General features: G+C 56.0%; 13 protein-coding genes. 6 read left to right on the top strand and 7 right to left on the bottom strand.

The genetic code is table 11. The features are described from left to right. Positions 1-4 precede the first annotated feature (4 nt). Together aceE and pdhR are read right to left on the bottom strand one after the other, a co-directional pair. The gene (aceE, locus tag ACMGG1_RS03005) at positions 5-2,668 is read right to left on the bottom strand and encodes a pyruvate dehydrogenase (acetyl-transferring), homodimeric type (RefSeq protein ID WP_020828584.1); all 2,664 of its coding nucleotides are present in this window, start codon (positions 2,666-2,668) and stop codon (positions 5-7) included. Between the two features lie 165 nt (positions 2,669-2,833). Then, complete coding sequence (gene pdhR / locus ACMGG1_RS03000) at positions 2,834-3,598, bottom strand: pyruvate dehydrogenase complex transcriptional repressor PdhR (protein ID WP_020828585.1); 765 nt, start codon at positions 3,596-3,598, stop codon at positions 2,834-2,836. A gap of 633 nt (positions 3,599-4,231) precedes the next feature. Between pdhR and ACMGG1_RS02995 the strand changes: the two genes are divergently transcribed. Then, positions 4,232-5,611, top strand: a complete 1,380-nt coding sequence (locus ACMGG1_RS02995) for an amino acid permease (RefSeq protein WP_046372651.1) — start codon at positions 4,232-4,234, stop codon at positions 5,609-5,611. Positions 5,612-5,675: 64 nt separating this feature from the next. On the opposite strand, the gene ACMGG1_RS02990 is transcribed toward ACMGG1_RS02995, so the two are convergent. Genes ACMGG1_RS02990 through ACMGG1_RS02980 form a run of 3 tightly spaced genes read right to left on the bottom strand, consistent with a single transcriptional unit; the run spans position 5,676 to position 10,251 of the window. After that, positions 5,676-6,914 (bottom strand): cytochrome c, encoded by a 1,239-nt coding sequence (locus ACMGG1_RS02990; RefSeq protein WP_020828587.1) that lies wholly within the window; start codon positions 6,912-6,914, stop codon positions 5,676-5,678. After that, positions 6,911-7,465, bottom strand: coding sequence for a (2Fe-2S)-binding protein (locus ACMGG1_RS02985; protein WP_116691759.1), 555 nt, complete (start codon positions 7,463-7,465; stop codon positions 6,911-6,913). Before ACMGG1_RS02985 ends, ACMGG1_RS02990 begins: the two co-directional genes overlap by 4 nt. After that, positions 7,462-10,251, bottom strand: coding sequence for a xanthine dehydrogenase family protein molybdopterin-binding subunit (locus ACMGG1_RS02980; protein ID WP_217331567.1), 2,790 nt, complete (start codon positions 10,249-10,251; stop codon positions 7,462-7,464). The genes ACMGG1_RS02985 and ACMGG1_RS02980 overlap by 4 nt, the downstream gene beginning before the upstream one ends. 204 nt (positions 10,252-10,455) lie before the next feature. Between ACMGG1_RS02980 and ACMGG1_RS02975 the strand changes: the two genes are divergently transcribed. After that, positions 10,456-11,040, top strand: coding sequence for an NTP transferase domain-containing protein (locus ACMGG1_RS02975; RefSeq protein ID WP_128865427.1), 585 nt, complete (start codon positions 10,456-10,458; stop codon positions 11,038-11,040). A gap of 7 nt (positions 11,041-11,047) precedes the next feature. After that, positions 11,048-12,094 carry an XdhC family protein gene (locus ACMGG1_RS02970; protein ID WP_020828591.1) on the top strand — a complete coding sequence of 349 codons (1,047 nt, stop codon included), beginning with the start codon at positions 11,048-11,050 and terminating at the stop codon, positions 12,092-12,094. Here the strand turns inward: ACMGG1_RS02970 and ACMGG1_RS02965 are convergent. Continuing rightward, positions 12,018-12,884, bottom strand: coding sequence for a helix-turn-helix domain-containing protein (locus ACMGG1_RS02965; protein WP_400826906.1), 867 nt, complete (start codon positions 12,882-12,884; stop codon positions 12,018-12,020). The two genes, ACMGG1_RS02970 and ACMGG1_RS02965, sit on opposite strands and share 77 nt — an antisense overlap. A 169-nt stretch (positions 12,885-13,053) precedes the next feature. Continuing rightward, positions 13,054-14,700: a class I fumarate hydratase FumA gene (gene fumA, locus ACMGG1_RS02960; protein ID WP_020828593.1), complete on the bottom strand. Its 1,647-nt coding sequence runs from the start codon at positions 14,698-14,700 to the stop codon at positions 13,054-13,056. Positions 14,701-15,062: 362 nt separating this feature from the next. Here fumA and ACMGG1_RS02955 point away from each other — a divergent pair, with 362 nt between their 5' ends. The 3 genes from ACMGG1_RS02955 (at position 15,063) to rsmE (ending at position 17,340) form a co-directional block, all read left to right on the top strand. Then, positions 15,063-15,575 carry a SprT family zinc-dependent metalloprotease gene (locus tag ACMGG1_RS02955; protein ID WP_041414952.1) on the top strand — a complete coding sequence of 171 codons (513 nt, stop codon included), beginning with the start codon at positions 15,063-15,065 and terminating at the stop codon, positions 15,573-15,575. Positions 15,576-15,726: 151 nt separating this feature from the next. Further along, positions 15,727-16,422, top strand: coding sequence for a deoxyribonuclease I (gene endA, locus ACMGG1_RS02950; protein ID WP_122080177.1), 696 nt, complete (start codon positions 15,727-15,729; stop codon positions 16,420-16,422). 186 nt (positions 16,423-16,608) lie between these two features. After that, positions 16,609-17,340 carry a 16S rRNA (uracil(1498)-N(3))-methyltransferase gene (rsmE, locus tag ACMGG1_RS02945; RefSeq protein WP_400826903.1) on the top strand — a complete coding sequence of 244 codons (732 nt, stop codon included), beginning with the start codon at positions 16,609-16,611 and terminating at the stop codon, positions 17,338-17,340. Positions 17,341-17,344: the final 4 nt, after the last annotated feature.

Raw genomic sequence — 17,344 nt, 5'->3', positions numbered from 1 at the left:
CCTCTTATGCCAGACGCGGGTTAACTTTTTCTGGGTTGATGTCGAATTTCTTAATCGCATCAGCTACCACAGAAGCTTCAATTTCACCGCGTTTAGCCAGTTCACCCAGTGCAGCAACCACAACGTAAGAAGCGTCAACTTCAAAGTGGTGGCGCAGGTTTTCGCGGCTGTCTGAACGACCGAAGCCGTCAGTACCCAGTACGCGATAGTCGCTGGCTGGAACGTAAGTACGAACCTGTTCTGCAAACAGCTTCATGTAGTCGGTAGACGCAACCGCCGGCGCATCGTTCATCACCTGAGCAATGTACGGTACACGTGGAGTTTCGGTTGGGTGCAGCATGTTCCAACGCTCGCAGTCCTGGCCATCACGCGCCAGTTCAGTGAAGGAAGTCACGCTGTAGATGTCAGAACCCACGCCGTAATCGTCTGCCAGGATCTTCGCCGCTTCACGTACGTGACGCAGGATAGAACCTGAACCCAGCAACTGAACCTTGCCTTTGCTGCCTGCCAGAGTGTCCAGCTTGTAGATACCTTTGCGGATACCTTCTTCTGCGCCCTGCGGCATGGCCGGCATGTGGTAGTTTTCGTTCAGCGTGGTGATGTAGTAGTAGACGTTTTCTTGCGCGTCGCCGTACATGCGGACCAGACCGTCGTGCATGATCACTGCCACTTCGTATGCATAAGCTGGATCGTAAGAGATGCAGTTAGGGATAGTCAGAGACTGAATGTGGCTGTGGCCGTCTTCGTGCTGCAGACCTTCACCGTTCAAGGTGGTACGGCCTGAAGTACCGCCGATCAGGAAGCCGCGCGCCTGTTGGTCGCCTGCTGCCCAGCACAGGTCACCGATACGCTGGAAACCGAACATCGAGTAGTAGATGTAGAACGGAATCATCGGCAGATCGTTGGTGCTGTAGGAAGTCGCTGCGGCCAGCCATGAAGATGCTGCGCCCAGTTCGTTGATGCCTTCCTGCAGGATCTGACCTTTTTCGTCTTCTTTGTAGTAAGCAACCTGCTCACGGTCTTGCGGGGTATATTGCTGACCGTTCGGGCTGTAGATACCGATCTGACGGAACAGACCTTCCATACCGAAGGTACGCGCTTCGTCAGCGATGATAGGAACCAGACGATCTTTGATCGACTTGTTCTTCAGCATCACGTTCAGGGCACGCACGAAGGCGATGGTGGTGGAGATTTCTTTGTTCTGCTCTTCCAGCAGTGAGCTGAAGTCTTCCAGAGCCGGCATTTCCAGCTTCTGGGTGAAGGCTGGCAGACGGGTCGGTACATAACCTTTCAGCGCCTGACGGCGTTCGTGCAGGTATTTGTACTCTTCAGAGTCTTTCTCGAAGGTGATGTACGGCAGTTTTTCGATGTCGGCATCGGCAACTGGCACATTGAAACGATCGCGGAAGTGGTGAACCCCTTCCATGTTCATTTTCTTCACCTGGTGAGCGATGTTTTTACCTTCCGCGGTTTCACCCATGCCGTAACCTTTAATGGTATGGGCCAGGATAACGGTTGGTTTGCCTTGGGTGTCCTGCGCTTTTTTCAGTGCAGCGAAGACTTTCTTCGGATCGTGACCACCGCGGTTCAGCGCCCAGATTTCGTCGTCGGTCATGTCTTTGACCAGGGCGGCGGTTTCCGGGAAGCGGCCGAAGAAGTGCTCACGTACGTAAGCGCCGTCTTTGGATTTGAAGGTCTGGTAGTCGCCGTCCAGGGTTTCGTTCATCAGCTGGATCAGCTTGCCGCTGGTGTCTTTACGCAGCAGTTCGTCCCAACGACCGCCCCAAATCACTTTCAGTACCTGCCAGCCTGCGCCGGAGAAGATACCTTCCAGTTCATTGATGATCTTGCCGTTACCGGTGACTGGGCCGTCCAGACGTTGCAGGTTACAGTTGATGACGAACACCAGGTTGTCCAGTTTCTCACGGGTGGCGATGGTGATCGCACCTTTGGATTCCGGCTCATCCATCTCACCGTCGCCCAGGAAGGCGTAAACGGTTTGAGCAGAGGTGTTCTTCAGGCCACGGTGTTCCAGATATTTCAGGAACTTCGCCTGGTAGATGGCGCTGATTGGGCCCAGGCCCATGGAAACGGTTGGGAACTGCCAGAATTCAGGCATCAGTTTAGGATGCGGGTAAGAAGACAGGCCTTTACCGTGAACTTCCTGACGGAAGTTGTTCATTTGGTCTTCGGTCAAGCGGCCTTCAAGGAAGGCACGTGCGTAAACGCCCGGAGAGATGTGGCCCTGGAAGTAAACCAGATCGCCGCCGTCTTGCTCGTTGCGTGCACGGAAGAAGTGGTTGAAGCAGACTTCATAGAAGGTCGCGGAAGATTGGAAGGAAGCCATGTGGCCGCCCAGGTCCAGATCTTTCTTGGAAGCGCGCAGCACGGTCATTACCGCGTTCCAGCGGATAGCGCTGCGGATACGACGCTCAAGATCCAGGTTACCAGGGTAAGCAGGTTCGTCTTCCACCGCGATGGTGTTGACGTAGTTGTGAGCCGCAGCACCGGCTGCAACGCTAACACCGCCTTTACGGGCTTCACCCAATACCTGATCAATCAGAAACTGAGCTCGCTCAACACCCTCTTCACGGATGACCGATTCGATCGCCTGCAGCCAGTCGCGGGTTTCGATCGGATCCACGTCATTGTTTAAACGTTCTGACATGGTGGTATTCCTTATCTGTCTAATGGTTTGTTTTGGAGCCTGTCTTCCTGTGTTCTGAGGCAAAACACACGAAGACAGGCCCATCAGTTTAGTTGCCGCTTAAATGCTTAACTAAGCACTTCGAACGAAAGCTCCGCAGGCTGGTGTGCCCTGAAGAGAACGCTCTTAATCCTTGCGTTGCTGGAGACGCCGTAGCGATCTCTCGCGCCGAGTATGCTCCCGGCTGAGATCCAGCAAGATTTCCTCGATAAACGCCAAATGGCGGTGCGAGGCTTCACGGGCCTTTTCCGGCTCGCGTGCCACAATCGCCTCAAAAATTCCGGCGCGGTGGCTGCTCACCTTTGCCAACATCTCACGGCGCGAGTAGAGCAATTCAAAGTTCTGACGTACGTTCTGTTCCAGCATCGGCCCCATGCAGCGTAGCAGGTGAAGTAACACAACGTTGTGGGCAGCTTCGGTCACGGCGATTTGGTATTGCATGACCGCGTCGGCTTCGGCGTCGAGATCGCCGCTTTCCTGGGCCTGCTGGATCACAATGTGGCAATCGCGGATGCGCGCCAGATCTTCGTCGGTGCCGCGCAACGCCGCGTAATAGGCAGCAATGCCTTCGAGGGCATGACGGGTTTCCAACAGATCGAATTGTGATTCAGGGTGGTCGGCCAACAGTTCAGCCAGAGGATCGCTGAAGCTCTGCCACAGATTAGTTTGCACAAAGGTACCACCGCCCTGACGGCGCAGGAGCAGCCCTTTGGCTTCCAGGCGCTGGATGGCCTCTCTCAGAGAAGGACGGGAAACATCAAATTGTTTCGCCAGCTCGCGCTCCGGTGGCAGTTTTTCGCCTGGACGCAGTGTTCCCTCGAGGATCAGGTGTTCGAGCTGCTGCTCGATAACATCTGACAACTTGGGTTGGCGGATTTTGCTGTAGGCCATGGGTGAATTCTTCTCTGCGAATGGCGCGGAGTCAATTGGTAATACCAATTTCAAAAACGTGACGGTAAAGTAACAAAGTATTCACCTCCTGTCCATATGGGCCTTGATCGAAATCAGGTTACCCGCACATTTTAACACCTCAATACCAGAGCTGCTGCAAACCGCTAACGCACGCTTGGTAATACCATTTACGAGGTAGGTTTTTGATTTAACTTTTGCGAAACCTGCCGTCAGGCAGACTGAAGCATCAAAGGCAGGATTTTATTGCATGTTTATTAAGCTTTAACGAATAGCTATTTGCAGCGCATAAGGTGCGCTCAACCGGTCAATATTTCGCCGAACCAAAGCGACCAGCGCTAAATTATTTTTGCGCATTATGTGATTTGCTGCTTATTTCATGCACTGAATCCCCCCTGCCGTCACACAACCCGCATTTTGTTTCCTAAACTGCTGAAATCTTAATCACTCACCCTATAAAGCAGGTGCAAACTGACGCGCATAACATTATTCTTTGCCAAACGGTAGCGGCTCCGTGGAATTAATAGATATAACGCCGTAAATAAAATAAAACACACATCGTAACCACTGCTTTACAGCATGTGAGTAATTCTGCAACGACAGAGGGTTTCATTGATGGATGGTCAACAGCATGGCGACCAGCTGAAGCGCGGCCTGAAAAACCGCCATATTCAGCTTATTGCTCTAGGGGGCGCTATTGGTACCGGGCTATTTCTCGGGATCGCGCAAACAATAAAAATGGCCGGTCCTTCGGTCATTCTCGGCTATGCCATTGGCGGCTTTATCGCATTTCTGATCATGCGCCAACTGGGTGAAATGGTAGTGGAAGAGCCGGTAGCCGGTTCCTTTAGCCACTTCGCCTATAAATACTGGGGCAATTTTGCCGGCTTTGCTTCCGGCTGGAACTACTGGGTGCTGTATGTATTGGTGGCGATGGCGGAACTGACCGCGGTCGGTATCTATGTGCAGTACTGGTGGCCGGAGATCCCAACCTGGGTATCGGCGGCGGTGTTCTTCCTGGCCATCAACGCCATCAACCTGGCGAATGTTAAGGTCTACGGCGAGATGGAATTCTGGTTTGCCATCATCAAAGTCGTGGCGATTATCGGCATGATCGTGTTCGGTGCCTACCTGCTGTTCAGCGGCCTGGGCGGCCCGGAAGCCACCGTAACCAACCTGTGGGCACAGGGCGGGTTCTTCCCGAACGGCATCATGGGGCTGGTAATGGCAATGGCGGTGATCATGTTCTCGTTTGGTGGGCTCGAGCTGGTGGGTATTACCGCCGCGGAGGCCGACAACCCGCAGAAAAGCATTCCCAAAGCCACCAACCAGGTGATCTACCGCATCCTGCTGTTCTATATCGGCTCACTGACCATTTTGCTGTCGCTGTACCCTTGGGGCAAAGTGGTGGAAGGCGGCAGCCCGTTCGTGCTGATCTTCCACGCGCTGAACAGCAACCTGGTAGCAACCGTGCTGAACATCGTGGTGTTGACCGCCGCCCTGTCGGTGTACAACAGCTGCGTTTACTGCAACAGCCGCATGCTGTACGGCCTGGCGAAGCAAGGCAACGGTCCGAAGAGCCTGCTGAAGGTGGACGGCCGCGGCGTACCGGTTATCGCTATCGCCGTCTCCGCCACGGCCACCGCGTTCTGCGTGCTGATTAACTACCTGATCCCCGGTCGCGCATTCGAATTGCTGATGGCGCTGGTGGTCTCGGCGCTGGTGATCAACTGGGCGATGATCAGCCTGGCGCACCTGAAGTTCCGCGCAGCCAAGAACCGCGAAGGCGTAGAGCCGAAGTTCAAGGCCTTCTGGTATCCGTTCAGCAACTACCTGTGCCTGGTGTTTATGGCCGGCATCCTGGTGATCATGTACCTGACGCCGGGCATTCAAATCTCGGTGTTGCTGATCCCGGTTTGGGTGGCAATTTTGGCCATTGGCTATATCGTCAAGCAACGTAGCCAGCGTGCAATGAGCGCAACCAGCCGCAGCTAGTTCACGCAAAAACAAAATGGCCTGCAGTTTTACACTGCGGGCCATTTTTTTAGCCTGACTTAGGCTACTTCTTGCGCAGGGCCTTCACCTGCTCGGCGGTGATATCCGCCGGCAAGCCCCCCCAGGTTACGCGCAGATAGTTCACCAGCTCCGCCACTTGCGCATCGTCCAGACGTTCGCCAAAGGCCGGCATGCTCTGCATACTTTCGCCGTTGGGGAATTGCTGCGCCGGTAAACCGTCCAGCACCGAGACAATCAGATTCTTGGCATCCGGTTGGCGCAGCGTGGCGTTATCGCGCATCGCCACCGCTACGTGCGGTTTGCCCTCACCTTCCCGTGCATGGCAGCCGGAGCACTGATCCAGATAGCTGATACGCCCGGCATCGCTGCCCTGGCCGATTTTAACCGGCACTGCGGCCGGCGGCTGTTCACCCATCAGATAGGTCGCCAGTGCTTGATGGTCTTCCGGCGTCAGATGACGGGTGCTGAGATCCACCACCATGTGCATCTCACTGAACGCAGATCCCTGAGGTGCCATCCCGGTTGCCAGGAAACGGTTGAGGTCATCCGGCGTCCAGCCGCGCTGGGCCAATCCGTGCGGCGTGATGTCCGGCGCCATAAAGCGCCCCAAATCGCCCCCCTGCATCGGCTTGCCAAGATTCATCTGCCCCAGCATGCCGCGTGGCGTATGGCATTCCCCGCAGTGACCCAGCGTATCCGCCAGGTAACGGCCGCGTTGCCACTGCGCCGAATTGCCTTGTGAACTGGCTGGCAACGGCGCCTGGCTGCGGAACAGCAGGTTCCAACCGATCAGCGCCATGCGTTGATTAAACGGGAACGGCATGTCGTTTTCAGGAATGGCGACGTCCACCGCCGGTCGGGTCATCAGATAGGCGTAGATGTCATCGGCATCCTGGCGTGAAATACCTTTATACGAAGTATAGGGCATCGCCGGGTACAGATGACGCCCGCCCGGTGCCACACCCTGAGTCAGCGCAAGGAAGAAATCGTCTTTGGTCCAGCGGCCAATGCCATGATCGGCCGAAGGCGTCAGGTTACTGCCATAGATAGTGCCGAACGGCGTCTCCAGCGGATAGCCCCCGGCCAAGGGCGCGCCGCCGCTGGCGGTATGGCAGGCGGCGCAGTCGGCGGCCTGCGCCAGATAGCGACCGCGGGCAACCTGTTCCGTGCTGGCGGTTACCTGCTGCACCGGGCCATCGTAACGGCGGTTTTCACGCCACCACAGCACGGCGATGACGATAATGACCACCAGCAGGATCAACAGTGCGAGACGTTTTTTCATTGCGCCGTCTCCTTCAGCAGGCCCGGGGTTTTGAGCACCACGTCGCGAACCGCTTCATAGTAACGAACATAGCCGGTACAGCGGCAGATATGGCTGTCCAGCGCCTGCTCAATGGCGCTTTCCAGTTGCTCACGGGCAATGGGTTCACGCTTGAGTTTTTCCACAAAAATGGTGGCGGCGTTGACAAAGCCCGGCGTGCAGTAGCCGCACTGGAAGCTGTAATGCTCCAGAAACGCCTGCTGGATAGGTGACAACTCCACCACTTCGCCCTGCGCATCCACCTTGGCATGCCCCTCTACGGTGCGGACTTTTTTGCCGCTGAAGAAGTGCGCGCCGGTGATACAGGTACGCACCTCTTCGCTGGTACCGCTTGGGTGATCGACAATTGCTACGCAGGCGTGGCAGATACCCTGCCCGCAGCCAAGACGCGAGCCGGTCAGATCGAGATACTCGTGCAGGAAATCGATCATCATCAGCCCTTCAGGTACGTCGATCGGGCCGTATTGCTTATCGTTGATGGTCAGGGAAATCGGCTGGGTTTTGATGCTCATTGTAATACCTCACGAATATTTTCTGCACGAACGGGCAAATCACGGAAACGGTGGCCAGTGGCGTCGGCGATGGCGTTGACCAAGGCCGCGACCACCGGGATCATCACCACTTCGGCCATGCCTTTGGGCGGATCGGTTTCCGACAACGCGGGCAGGATGTCATCGGTCTGTTTCCATACCGCCACATCGCTGGCGCGTGGCAGGTGGTAACGGTTAAAGTTCCAGGTACCGTTACCGGGCCCGTCTTCGTACAGCGGTAAATATTCGTGCAATGCATGACCAATTCCCATCGCCAACCCGCCCTGTAACTGGCCGGAAACCAGTTCCGGCACAATCAGGTTGCCGCACTCCATGATCGAATGGTGATTCAGCAGTTCTACCTGGCCGGTGGCGATATCCACCGCCACTTCCGCCAGGGTTCCGACGGCACTGTAATAGGTCACCGCCGCGTTATTGCGTTGAGTCGGGGGATAATAGACCTGATTGCGTGGCAGCGTTTTGAACTCGCCACCGGCGTTGCGCACAGCCAGGCCATCAATCGGCAGGCGTTCGCTATTGCCGCTCAGGGTAAAGTCCGCTTCCGCCCACTGCCAGCGGTTGAAAACGTGCACCGCTGCGCCTGCGATCCCGCCCATCTGGTAAAGTTGTTTTGCCAGCCGCTCCAGGCTCAACACCTCCATACCGGCAGCGGTCAATCCCCCCTCCACCCAACGCGCATCCTCTCGGCGCACCACTAAAGGTGCCGCCTGGCCGCCACCGGGGCCGGATTGCCAAATGGCCATCGCTGCCGGCCACAGGCCATGATCGAATATCAGCCGCGCCGCTTCGCGCGTACTGTGCGAGAAGTAATACGCCGAGTTGCTGGCGCTGGAAGGTGAGCAGTAGCTTGGCGTCCAGGCCGGATTGGTTTGCAACCGATCCTGATCGGCCTGCGACATAACGTAGGGATCGCCACTGGTAACCATCGGCAGCACTGACCAGTCGGTCACCGAGAAGTGAGCCTCGTCTGCCGGTTTGCCCAGCCACTGTGCGCACAACACCGATTGTGAGGTCGACATGCCGGTGCCCATCTCGGCACCGCTGTGATGCAGCATAATGCGCCCGTCTTCTCCCAGCTCGACGCGGGCGAATGAAGTTTCGGCACCGGTACCGAAGTCTTTTTGCACGCAGCCAAAGCCTACGCCATAGCGTTTGCCCGGATGCTGGCTTTCAAACTCCGCCTTGCGCTTGGCGCGTTGCAGCCACATCTCATGCTTCGCCGCCTTCTCCAGCACTTCATCGGCGCGAATAGCCCCGGCAGGAATGGCCCCCTGCGTATTTTTCATGCCGGATTTCAGTACGTTGCGCAAACGGAATTCAATCGGGTCAATCTTCAGTTCGGCAGCCAGCTCATCGACCATCATCTCGGTGGCGGCCATGCTTTGCAGCGTGCCGTAACCCCGTGCCGACCCTGCGTCGATAGCGCGCGAAGCCAGCCCCACCGCAGACAAATCGCTTTTCGGGAAGTAATAAATCGACTGCGCCGCGGTCGCCGCCACCATCACCACCGAAGGCGTAAAGTTGCTGCGGCCACCGCCGTCTGCCGTCATCTCACCATGGAATGACTGCAGCACGCCGGTTTGGCGGTTTACCGCAATGCGGTAATTCATGTCGAAGGCGTGGCGTTTCAGCGCAGTCTGGAACTGTTCGAAACGGTCGTTGGCCAGCCGAACCGGGTGCCCGTCGCCGTACATCGCCGCCACCGCGCCGTAATACGGGAAATTAAAGTGATCTTTTGAGCCGTAACCGACGGTGTAGCATGGGTGCAGAATCAGCTGTTTAACCGGCGGATTGCGTTTTGCCAGCATGCGCGGCATTTCATCTGCCACTTCCTGCGGCGATTGAGTCGGCACCACCAGATGCAGCGTTTGCGTCTCGGCGTCGAACCAGCCGTTGGCGTTGTCCGGCTCCAGCGCGGAGGTGTCGACGGACTGCGTGGTATAGCGGCGTGACATCACCAGCCACTCATCCGGCGGCGTTTTCAACTCATCAGCAATCATGCCGGCGTAATACATGCCTTCCTGATCCAGCTTGCCGCCTTCGCGTCCTTCCGGCCAGACCGGCAGGTGTTTCTTCATCGAAACCGGGAAAATCGGAGTATCCTTCAGGCTGGAAAAACGGTCGTCATCGAACGGCTTGTCTCCCCCCACCCGCACATAGCGGAAAGTGCCCCAAGGGTCGCGCTGCAGCGGACCGGTTTGCGCCCCGTATTTAATCGTGCCTTCGCGGAATTTCAGCTTGTCCTTGGCAAAGCGGAAACGGGCAAAATCGTGATAAATCAGGATTGCCACCGCCTGGCCCAGGTAAGCCGGGGTTTTGCCAATCGGCAGCAGCATGTCGTCGCCGTAAAATGCCGGGAAGGCCAAACCGTCGCGCGCCAAATCGTCGGCGGTTACCAGCCGATCGGGCTGCAGGTCGTCGCCCAGCAATGAGAGATCGATACCTTCGAACAGCTTGTCTGCTTGAGTGACACGCAAAATAAAGGCGTGCGCCTGATGCTGTGGCCAGTGCGGCATATCCACCGCGCGAATATCACGGGCAAAGACCTTCTGCCCCATGACCTTGGCACGGCCATCGATACGAAAGCGTATACGTTTCTCGTGGGCATCCCAGTTCGGGGACTGGAGGATCTTCTGCTCAAACAGCGCGGCATAGGCACGGCTGTACAGGGGCGCGAGGTACACGGAGACCCCCGCTATCACGGCGCTTTTGATAAAGCGACGCCGCGACGGGTTGAAATTGCTCATAAAAAGTCCTTTGCATCTTTATTGTAGTTTTGTGTTCAGCGGTGGTGTTGCGCAAACGCTGACGACCTTGCCGTAGACGTCATAAGCATATGCTTATAACCAAAATTATGTGATGATTAACATGCGATTTTCAATAAAAACACATCTCAACAACACATATTTTTAGTAAGGTAATTAGAAGTTGCGCAAATTCGGGCGGATAAGATGACAACAGGCATAGTGATCGCCGCTGCCGGACGTGGAGAACGCTTCTCTCAGGCCGGTGGCGCAGGCAATAAATTAAATGCCGAGTTTGCGGATGCCACAGGCCGCCAACGTTCGCTATTTGAACAGACGCTGCGTCAAGCGTTGGCTTCCGGCCTGCCCCTATGGGTGGTCACCCGGCCAGACAACCGCCAGGTTCAACAGATTTGCGCCGCCTATCAGGTTCCGGTCACGCTGCTGGCCAGCGTCGGCCTTGGCGATTCCATTGCCGCCGGCGTTAACGCCACGCCGCACTGGCAAGGCTGGTTGGTTCATTTGGCGGATATGCCGTTCGTTACCCCGGCGGTTTTCCAGCAGGTAGCCAGCGCGTTGCAGCACCACGCCATTGTCCGTCCCCGTTTTGAACAACAGCCGGGTCACCCGGTTGGGTTTTCCGCTCTATTGCGCAAACAACTGAGCCAATTACGTGGCGATAATGGTGCACGCGATCTGCTTAAAGAGCAGGCGGTACACTGGCTTAATCTTGATCAACCCACTGTCGTGCAGGATATAGATCTTCCGTCACAGCTACCGGTCAGCGAGTAACTCATCTATGCAACATCTCGATATCACCGTGGTCAGCCAGGCGATAAACTGGCTGAAACAACAACCGGTGTGGCTGTGCACCGTGCTGAGCACTTACGGCTCCTCACCGCGATCGCCGGGGGCGCTGTTGGCCGCCACGCAGGACGGACATTATTGCGGCTCGCTGTCCGGAGGATGCGTGGAAGAAGACTTTCTGCGGCGCCTGGCGGCCGGGGAGTATCAGGCTGCCAGCCAGGTCATTCGTTACGGTGAGGGCGGTCTGGAGCCCAACGTAGCGCTGCCCTGCGGCGGCGTGCTGGAGGTGCTGATTGAGTATTTACCGGCGGGCGACGAGAGCATCGATTATCTGACAACCCTCGCCGGCGCGTTAAACGGACACCATGCGCTGGTCAAACGCCTCACTCTGCCGGATGCCTGCGGCAGCCTGACGTTGACCGATTTCGCCAGTGCGACCCAGGTGGAACGCCGCGGCCCGCAAATTACCCTGCATATTGCCGCAGCCCCGCGTTTGCTGATCGCCGGTCTTTCCAGCGTGGCATTGTACTGCGCCGATTTCGCCAGTTCGCTGGGGTTTGAAGTGTTGGTGTGCGAGAACCGTCCGGAGGCGCTGGAAAATTTCGCCCCGCAGCTGAGATCCAACGTGACGCTACTGCGTCAGTTTCCGGCCAAGTTTATTGAAGACGGCGGCTGTCACGCCAATACCGCGATTGTCGCGCTGACACACGATCCCCGTATGGACGATCTGACGCTAATGGAGGCTATCCACACTCCGGCGTTTTATATCGGCGCCATGGGATCGTTGCGCAACAGCGCGCGTCGCCGCCAACGCCTGCAGCAGATTGCCGAATTCAGCCCACAAGAGCTGGAGCGAATTCATGCCCCGATTGGCTTACCGCTCGGCAGCAAGACCCCGGCTGAAATCGCGCTGGCGGTGATGGCAGATATCGTGCAGCAAAAGAACCGCTCTGCCACCCCGCTCAGTCAAGGGGAGTCACCGGCACCAGGTGTTGGAGCTCAAGATGCAGCTCCTCCCGCTCATTTAGCGAATAGTTGAACATCGTCAGGTCAGGCCCTTCCCGGCGAGCCAGGCCAAGTTGCGGCAAGACCTGAGTGTACATCTGCACAATATGATCGTTCAGGGCCACTGGCTTGCCGGCATAGCAAAAACGACAAAAATCACCGGAGATATCCGGCAGCGCTTCAAGCCCGGCACAGTCACTGACCGGGCAGTCTGCCGCAACGCCCAGGGTATAATCCACCCGCACTCGTTCCCCATCCGGCACAAACTGGGCCAGCGAATAGGTCAATGCAGGGCGCTCACCCAGCAGAGCATAGAACGTCTCTTTGATTTTGCTGCGGATGGGAAGGTGCGACTTATCCAGATCGGTAATGTCCAGATGGTAAGGGTAACTCTTCCCTCGGATAGCATACTGCCCCTTGGCGACCTTGATGCGATCGACCTTGATATCCCCCGGCTGATTCACCGACAGCGAGCGAACCAGATGGCTGAAGTCCTGTTTACGCGCATGGCGATAAACACTGGGAGATTCGGCAAAGTGCTTTTTGAAGCAGCGAGAAAAGGTTTGTTGGTTATCGAATTGATATTCAATAGAAATATCAAGAATGCTTTTTTGCGTATAACGCAAGGCGAAAGCGGCGAGGTACAAGCGGCGTGCGCGAATATAGGAAGCCAGCGACAAACTGGTCTGCTTTTTGAACATTCGCTGCAGATACCATTTCGAGTAGCCTGATTTGGCAGAAACGATATCCAATGACAAGGGATTGGTTAGGTTGTCTTCAATCCAGACCAGCAATTCCCTGATATGACTTTCCTGCGTTTCCATGAGTTTGCCGAACCTTCTGTTCCAAATATGCCTTTATGCGCGTATTAGTGCTTTGCGCGTAGGGTATACAGGTTAAAACATCGCGTCCAGCGGGCTACAGTAATTTACACAGGGGTTGATAAAACCTGAAATTTGCCGCCCCACTGCGGACGGCAAATCCTTTCGGCGGTTACTTCACGCAGCGAGAACACTGGCCAGACTGGATCTTCTGGAAGAAGTCATTGCCTTTATCATCCACCAGAATAAACGCCGGGAAATCTTCCACTTCGATTTTCCAGATCGCTTCCATACCCAGCTCCGGGTATTCGACGCAGGTCAGGCTCTTGATGCTCTGCTGCGCCAGTACCGCCGCCGGGCCACCGATGCTGCCGAGGTAGAAGCCGCCGTGCTTGTGGCAGGCGTCGGTCACCTGCTGGCTGCGGTTGCCTTTCGCCAGCATGATCATGCTACCGCCATGAGACTGCAGCAGGTCGACGTAAGAATCCATGCGCCCGGCAGTGGTTGGCCCCAGTGAACCAGAGGCGTAGCCGTCCGGCGTTTTGGCCGGGCCCGCGTAATAAATCGGATGATCCTTAACGTATTGCGGCAGACCTTCCCCTCTGTCCAGACGCTCTTTCAGCTTGGCATGCGCAATGTCGCGGCCCACGATGATGGTGCCGCTCAAGGACAGGCGGGTGGATACCGGGTATTGCGACAGCTGCTTGAGGATCTCGGCCATCGGGCGGTTAAGGTCAATCTTGATTGCCTCGCCCTCACCGGCCTGACGCAGCTCCTGCGGGATAAATTTGCCAGGATTATGCTCCAGCTTCTCCAGCCAGATGCCGTCACGGTTGATCTTGCCTTTAATGTTACGGTCAGCGGAGCAGGAAACCCCCATTCCGACCGGGCAGGATGCGCCATGGCGCGGCAGACGCACCACGCGAACGTCATGCGCAAAGTATTTACCGCCAAACTGCGCGCCCAATCCCAGGTTCTGCGCTTCTTTCAGCAACTCTTCTTCCAGCGCCACGTCGCGGAATGCCTGACCGTGCTCATTGCCTTCGGTCGGCAGACCGTCATAGTACTTGGTCGACGCCAGTTTTACGGTTTTCAGGGTTGCTTCCGCCGAGGTGCCGCCGATAACGAACGCCACGTGGTACGGCGGGCAAGCCGCGGTGCCCAGCGTACGCATTTTCTCGACCAGATAATCCTTCAGCTTGCCCGGAGACAGCAGCGCTTTGGTTTCCTGATAAAGGTAGGTTTTGTTGGCAGAACCGCCGCCTTTAGCAATACACAGGAATTTGTATTCTTCACCGTCGACGCTGTAGAGGTCGATCTGCGCCGGCAGGTTGCTGCCGGTGTTGACCTCTTTATACATATCCAGCGCGGCGTTTTGCGAATAGCGCAGGTTGTCTTCGATAAAGGTGTTGTACACCCCGCGTGACAACGCTTCTTCGTCGCCGCCACCGGTCCAGACGCGCTGGCCCTTTTTACCGACGATAATGGCGGTACCGGTGTCCTGACAGGTCGGCAAAATACCTTTGGCGGCGATTTCTGAGTTACGCAAAAATTGCAGCGCAACGTATTTGTCGTTTTCGCTGGCGTCCGGATCCTTGAGGATATCGGCAACCTGCTGCTGGTGCGCCGGGCGCAGCATAAATGAGGCGTCATGAAACGCGTGCTGGGCAAGGAGGGTTAACGCTTCAGGGGCTACTTTCAGAACTTCCTGGCCTTCAAATTCGCTCACGGAAACGTGATCGCGGCTTAACAGATAGTATTCGGTATCGTCTTTCTTCAGCGGGAACGGATCTTGATAATGGAACGGTTTATTCGACATTGATCTCTCACTTGCAACATCAGCTGCGTTAAATTCACACTTACTCAGCCAGCTCGGGGCAGGCCGCGTCAAAAAACTTCCCACACCTTACGTATTTTTAATCAGTCGGTTATTGCGCTAAATCGCATAATAACCCCTGCGTTAGAAAGGTATTTTCTCGGGATGCTTTCCAATCTTTTCTGTGAGCGCTGCGGGTACAGACTCAGCATGTACGGTTTATTATCCCGCAGTTAACACATTGATTACAATCCATCAGCGTCGATCGGGTTATCAATGCGATGAAAAACCGGCCCGGCAGGCGGGATGAGAATTAGTTTTTCGTCTTATTGCCAGCCGTCGCGCCATTGCTTAAGCTAGCCGCAATGAACAAAGTAAGAATCCCCATAGCGCTGCAACAGGCGGTGATGCGCTGCCTGCGTGAAAAACTGCTGCTGGCGCGTCAGCATTTTTCCGTCGAGTTTCCGGAACCCAAAGTCGTTTACCAGCAACGCGGAACCAGTGCGGGCACCGCCTGGCTGCAAGCCTGGGAAATTCGGCTGAATCCGGTTTTGCTGATGGAAAACCAACAGCCGTTTATCGACGAAGTGGTGCCGCACGAACTGGCGCACCTGTTAGTCTTCCGCCAGTTTGGCCGCGTGGCCCCACATGGACGCGAATGGCGCTGGATGATGGAAAGCGTGTTGCAGGTACCGGCCAGCCGCACCCACCAGTTTGAAATTGCCTCGGTGCAAAGCAAAACCTTCCCCTACCTCTGTCGTTGCCAACAACATCAGCTCACCGTACGTCGGCATAATCGGGTGCTTCGCGGAGAAAGCGAATACCGCTGCCGTCAGTGCGGCGAAAAATTGAAATTTATCGCCGGTGAGCCTGTTTAAGCGAAAAATCCAACCTCTGCTCCCTACGTCCCAAGTTACAGCCAGACTCCGGCGCTGGCTTGAAAAGTCACGGGGTTAACGCCCGTCGTTTGCCACTGCCGTTGACTTCCGCTACCCTGCCTGCCTTTCCAATTTTGAGCAGTTTTGGAATATGCTTCGCAAAATTTTGTTTACGGTTATTTTCACCACCGGCGCCGTACAGGCGCACGGCATCAATAATTTTTCTCAGGCCAAGGCGGCAGCGGCCAAAATCAACCAGGATGCGCCCGGTTCTTTCTACTGCGGCTGCCAGATCACCTGGCAGGGCAAGAAAGGCATCCCAGATTTAAACAGTTGTGGCTATCAACCACGCAAGAACGCCCAACGCGCACAGCGTATCGAATGGGAACATGTGGTACCGGCCTGGCAGTTCGGCCACCAATTGCAGTGCTGGCAACAAGGTGGCCGCAAAAACTGCAACAAAGACGCGAGCTACCGCCAAATCGAAACTGACCTGCACAACCTGCAGCCGGCGATTGGCGAAGTGAACGGCGATCGCAATAATTTCATGTACAGCCAATGGAAAGGCGGCGAAGGTCAGTATGGCCAGTGTCCAATGAAAGTGGACTTTAAAAATAAGCAGGCCGAACCGCCCGCACGCGCTCGCGGCGCGATCGCCCGCACCTATTTTTATATGCGCGATCGCTATCAATTACGGCTTTCCCGCCAACAGACCCAGCTTTTCGAGGTGTGGAACCGTCAGTATCCGGTCAGCCAATGGGAATGCCTGCGGGAGGCACGCATCGCTAAGGTACAGGGCAACCATAACCTCTATATTCAACAGGCTTGCCAGCAACGAAAGGGCTAAATCCCCTTCGTACTTAAAACTGCAGCGGTGTTGACTGCGTGAGCGCCCCCGAATCACTTACTTAAGTAAGCTCATCGGGATGCACTCACTTGCCGCCTTGCTGCAGCTTCAATTACTTTGGGTATATACTCTTTTTTTTCAAGCTGCAGCACTGATGACTGCATATTAGTCAGGATCGAATATTCAATGCGTATACCCCGTATTTATCACCCGCAGCCGTTAATCGACCATGCAGAAATCGCACTGAGCGAAGACGCCGCCAACCACATCGGGCGTGTACTGCGAATGGGCGCCGGCCAGGCACTGCAGCTCTTCGACGGCAGCAACCAGGTATTTGACGCCGAGATCACCCAGGTCGACAAAAAAAACGTGCTGGTGCGGCTAGCCGCCGGCCAACCGGAAGACCGTGAATCGCCACTCAAGCTGCATCTGGGCCAGGTGATTTCTCGCGGTGAGAAGATGGAATTCACCATTCAGAAATCCATCGAGCTCGGGGTCAATGTCATTACTCCGCTGTTTTCCGAGCGCTGCGGTGTGAAGTTGGACGGCGAGCGTCTGGCGAAAAAAATCCAGCAATGGCAGAAGATCGCCATCGCCGCCTGCGAACAATGTGGCCGCAACCGTATTCCGGAAATTCGCGAGGCGATGAAACTGGAAGACTGGTGCGCCGAGCAAGATGGCAGCCTGAAACTCAACCTGCACCCACGCGCCAACCACAGTATCAATACCCTGCCGCTGCCGGTGGAACATGTCCGCCTGCTGATTGGGCCGGAAGGCGGTTTATCCGCCGACGAAATTGCGATGACCACAGGCCACGGATTTACTGATATCCTGCTTGGGCCACGCGTTCTGCGTACAGAAACCACAGCGCTCACCGCAATTACCGCTTTGCAGGTACGTTTCGGCGATCTGGGTTAAAGGA

Source organism: Serratia sp. BNK-12 (assembly GCF_047456085.1).
Lineage (GTDB): Bacteria > Pseudomonadota > Gammaproteobacteria > Enterobacterales > Enterobacteriaceae > Serratia > Serratia liquefaciens.
This window is presented reverse-complemented; position numbering and strand designations above follow the sequence as displayed.

Excerpts from the sequence above, each read along its gene's own strand:
- ACMGG1_RS02980 (WP_217331567.1), bottom strand. The coding sequence starts at position 10,251 with ATGAGCAATTTCAACCCGTCGCGGCGTCGCTTTATCAAAAGCGCCGTG.
- fumA (WP_020828593.1), bottom strand. The coding sequence starts at position 14,700 with ATGTCGAATAAACCGTTCCATTATCAAGATCCGTTCCCGCTGAAGAAA.
- endA (WP_122080177.1), top strand. The coding sequence starts at position 15,727 with ATGCTTCGCAAAATTTTGTTTACGGTTATTTTCACCACCGGCGCCGTA.
- ACMGG1_RS02995 (WP_046372651.1), top strand. The coding sequence starts at position 4,232 with ATGGATGGTCAACAGCATGGCGACCAGCTGAAGCGCGGCCTGAAAAAC.
- aceE (WP_020828584.1), bottom strand. The coding sequence starts at position 2,668 with ATGTCAGAACGTTTAAACAATGACGTGGATCCGATCGAAACCCGCGAC.
- ACMGG1_RS02965 (WP_400826906.1), bottom strand. The coding sequence starts at position 12,884 with ATGGAAACGCAGGAAAGTCATATCAGGGAATTGCTGGTCTGGATTGAA.
- ACMGG1_RS02985 (WP_116691759.1), bottom strand. The coding sequence starts at position 7,465 with ATGAGCATCAAAACCCAGCCGATTTCCCTGACCATCAACGATAAGCAA.
- ACMGG1_RS02990 (WP_020828587.1), bottom strand. The coding sequence starts at position 6,914 with ATGAAAAAACGTCTCGCACTGTTGATCCTGCTGGTGGTCATTATCGTC.
- ACMGG1_RS02975 (WP_128865427.1), top strand. The coding sequence starts at position 10,456 with ATGACAACAGGCATAGTGATCGCCGCTGCCGGACGTGGAGAACGCTTC.
- ACMGG1_RS02955 (WP_041414952.1), top strand. The coding sequence starts at position 15,063 with ATGAACAAAGTAAGAATCCCCATAGCGCTGCAACAGGCGGTGATGCGC.
- rsmE (WP_400826903.1), top strand. The coding sequence starts at position 16,609 with ATGCGTATACCCCGTATTTATCACCCGCAGCCGTTAATCGACCATGCA.
- ACMGG1_RS02970 (WP_020828591.1), top strand. The coding sequence starts at position 11,048 with ATGCAACATCTCGATATCACCGTGGTCAGCCAGGCGATAAACTGGCTG.
- pdhR (WP_020828585.1), bottom strand. The coding sequence starts at position 3,598 with ATGGCCTACAGCAAAATCCGCCAACCCAAGTTGTCAGATGTTATCGAG.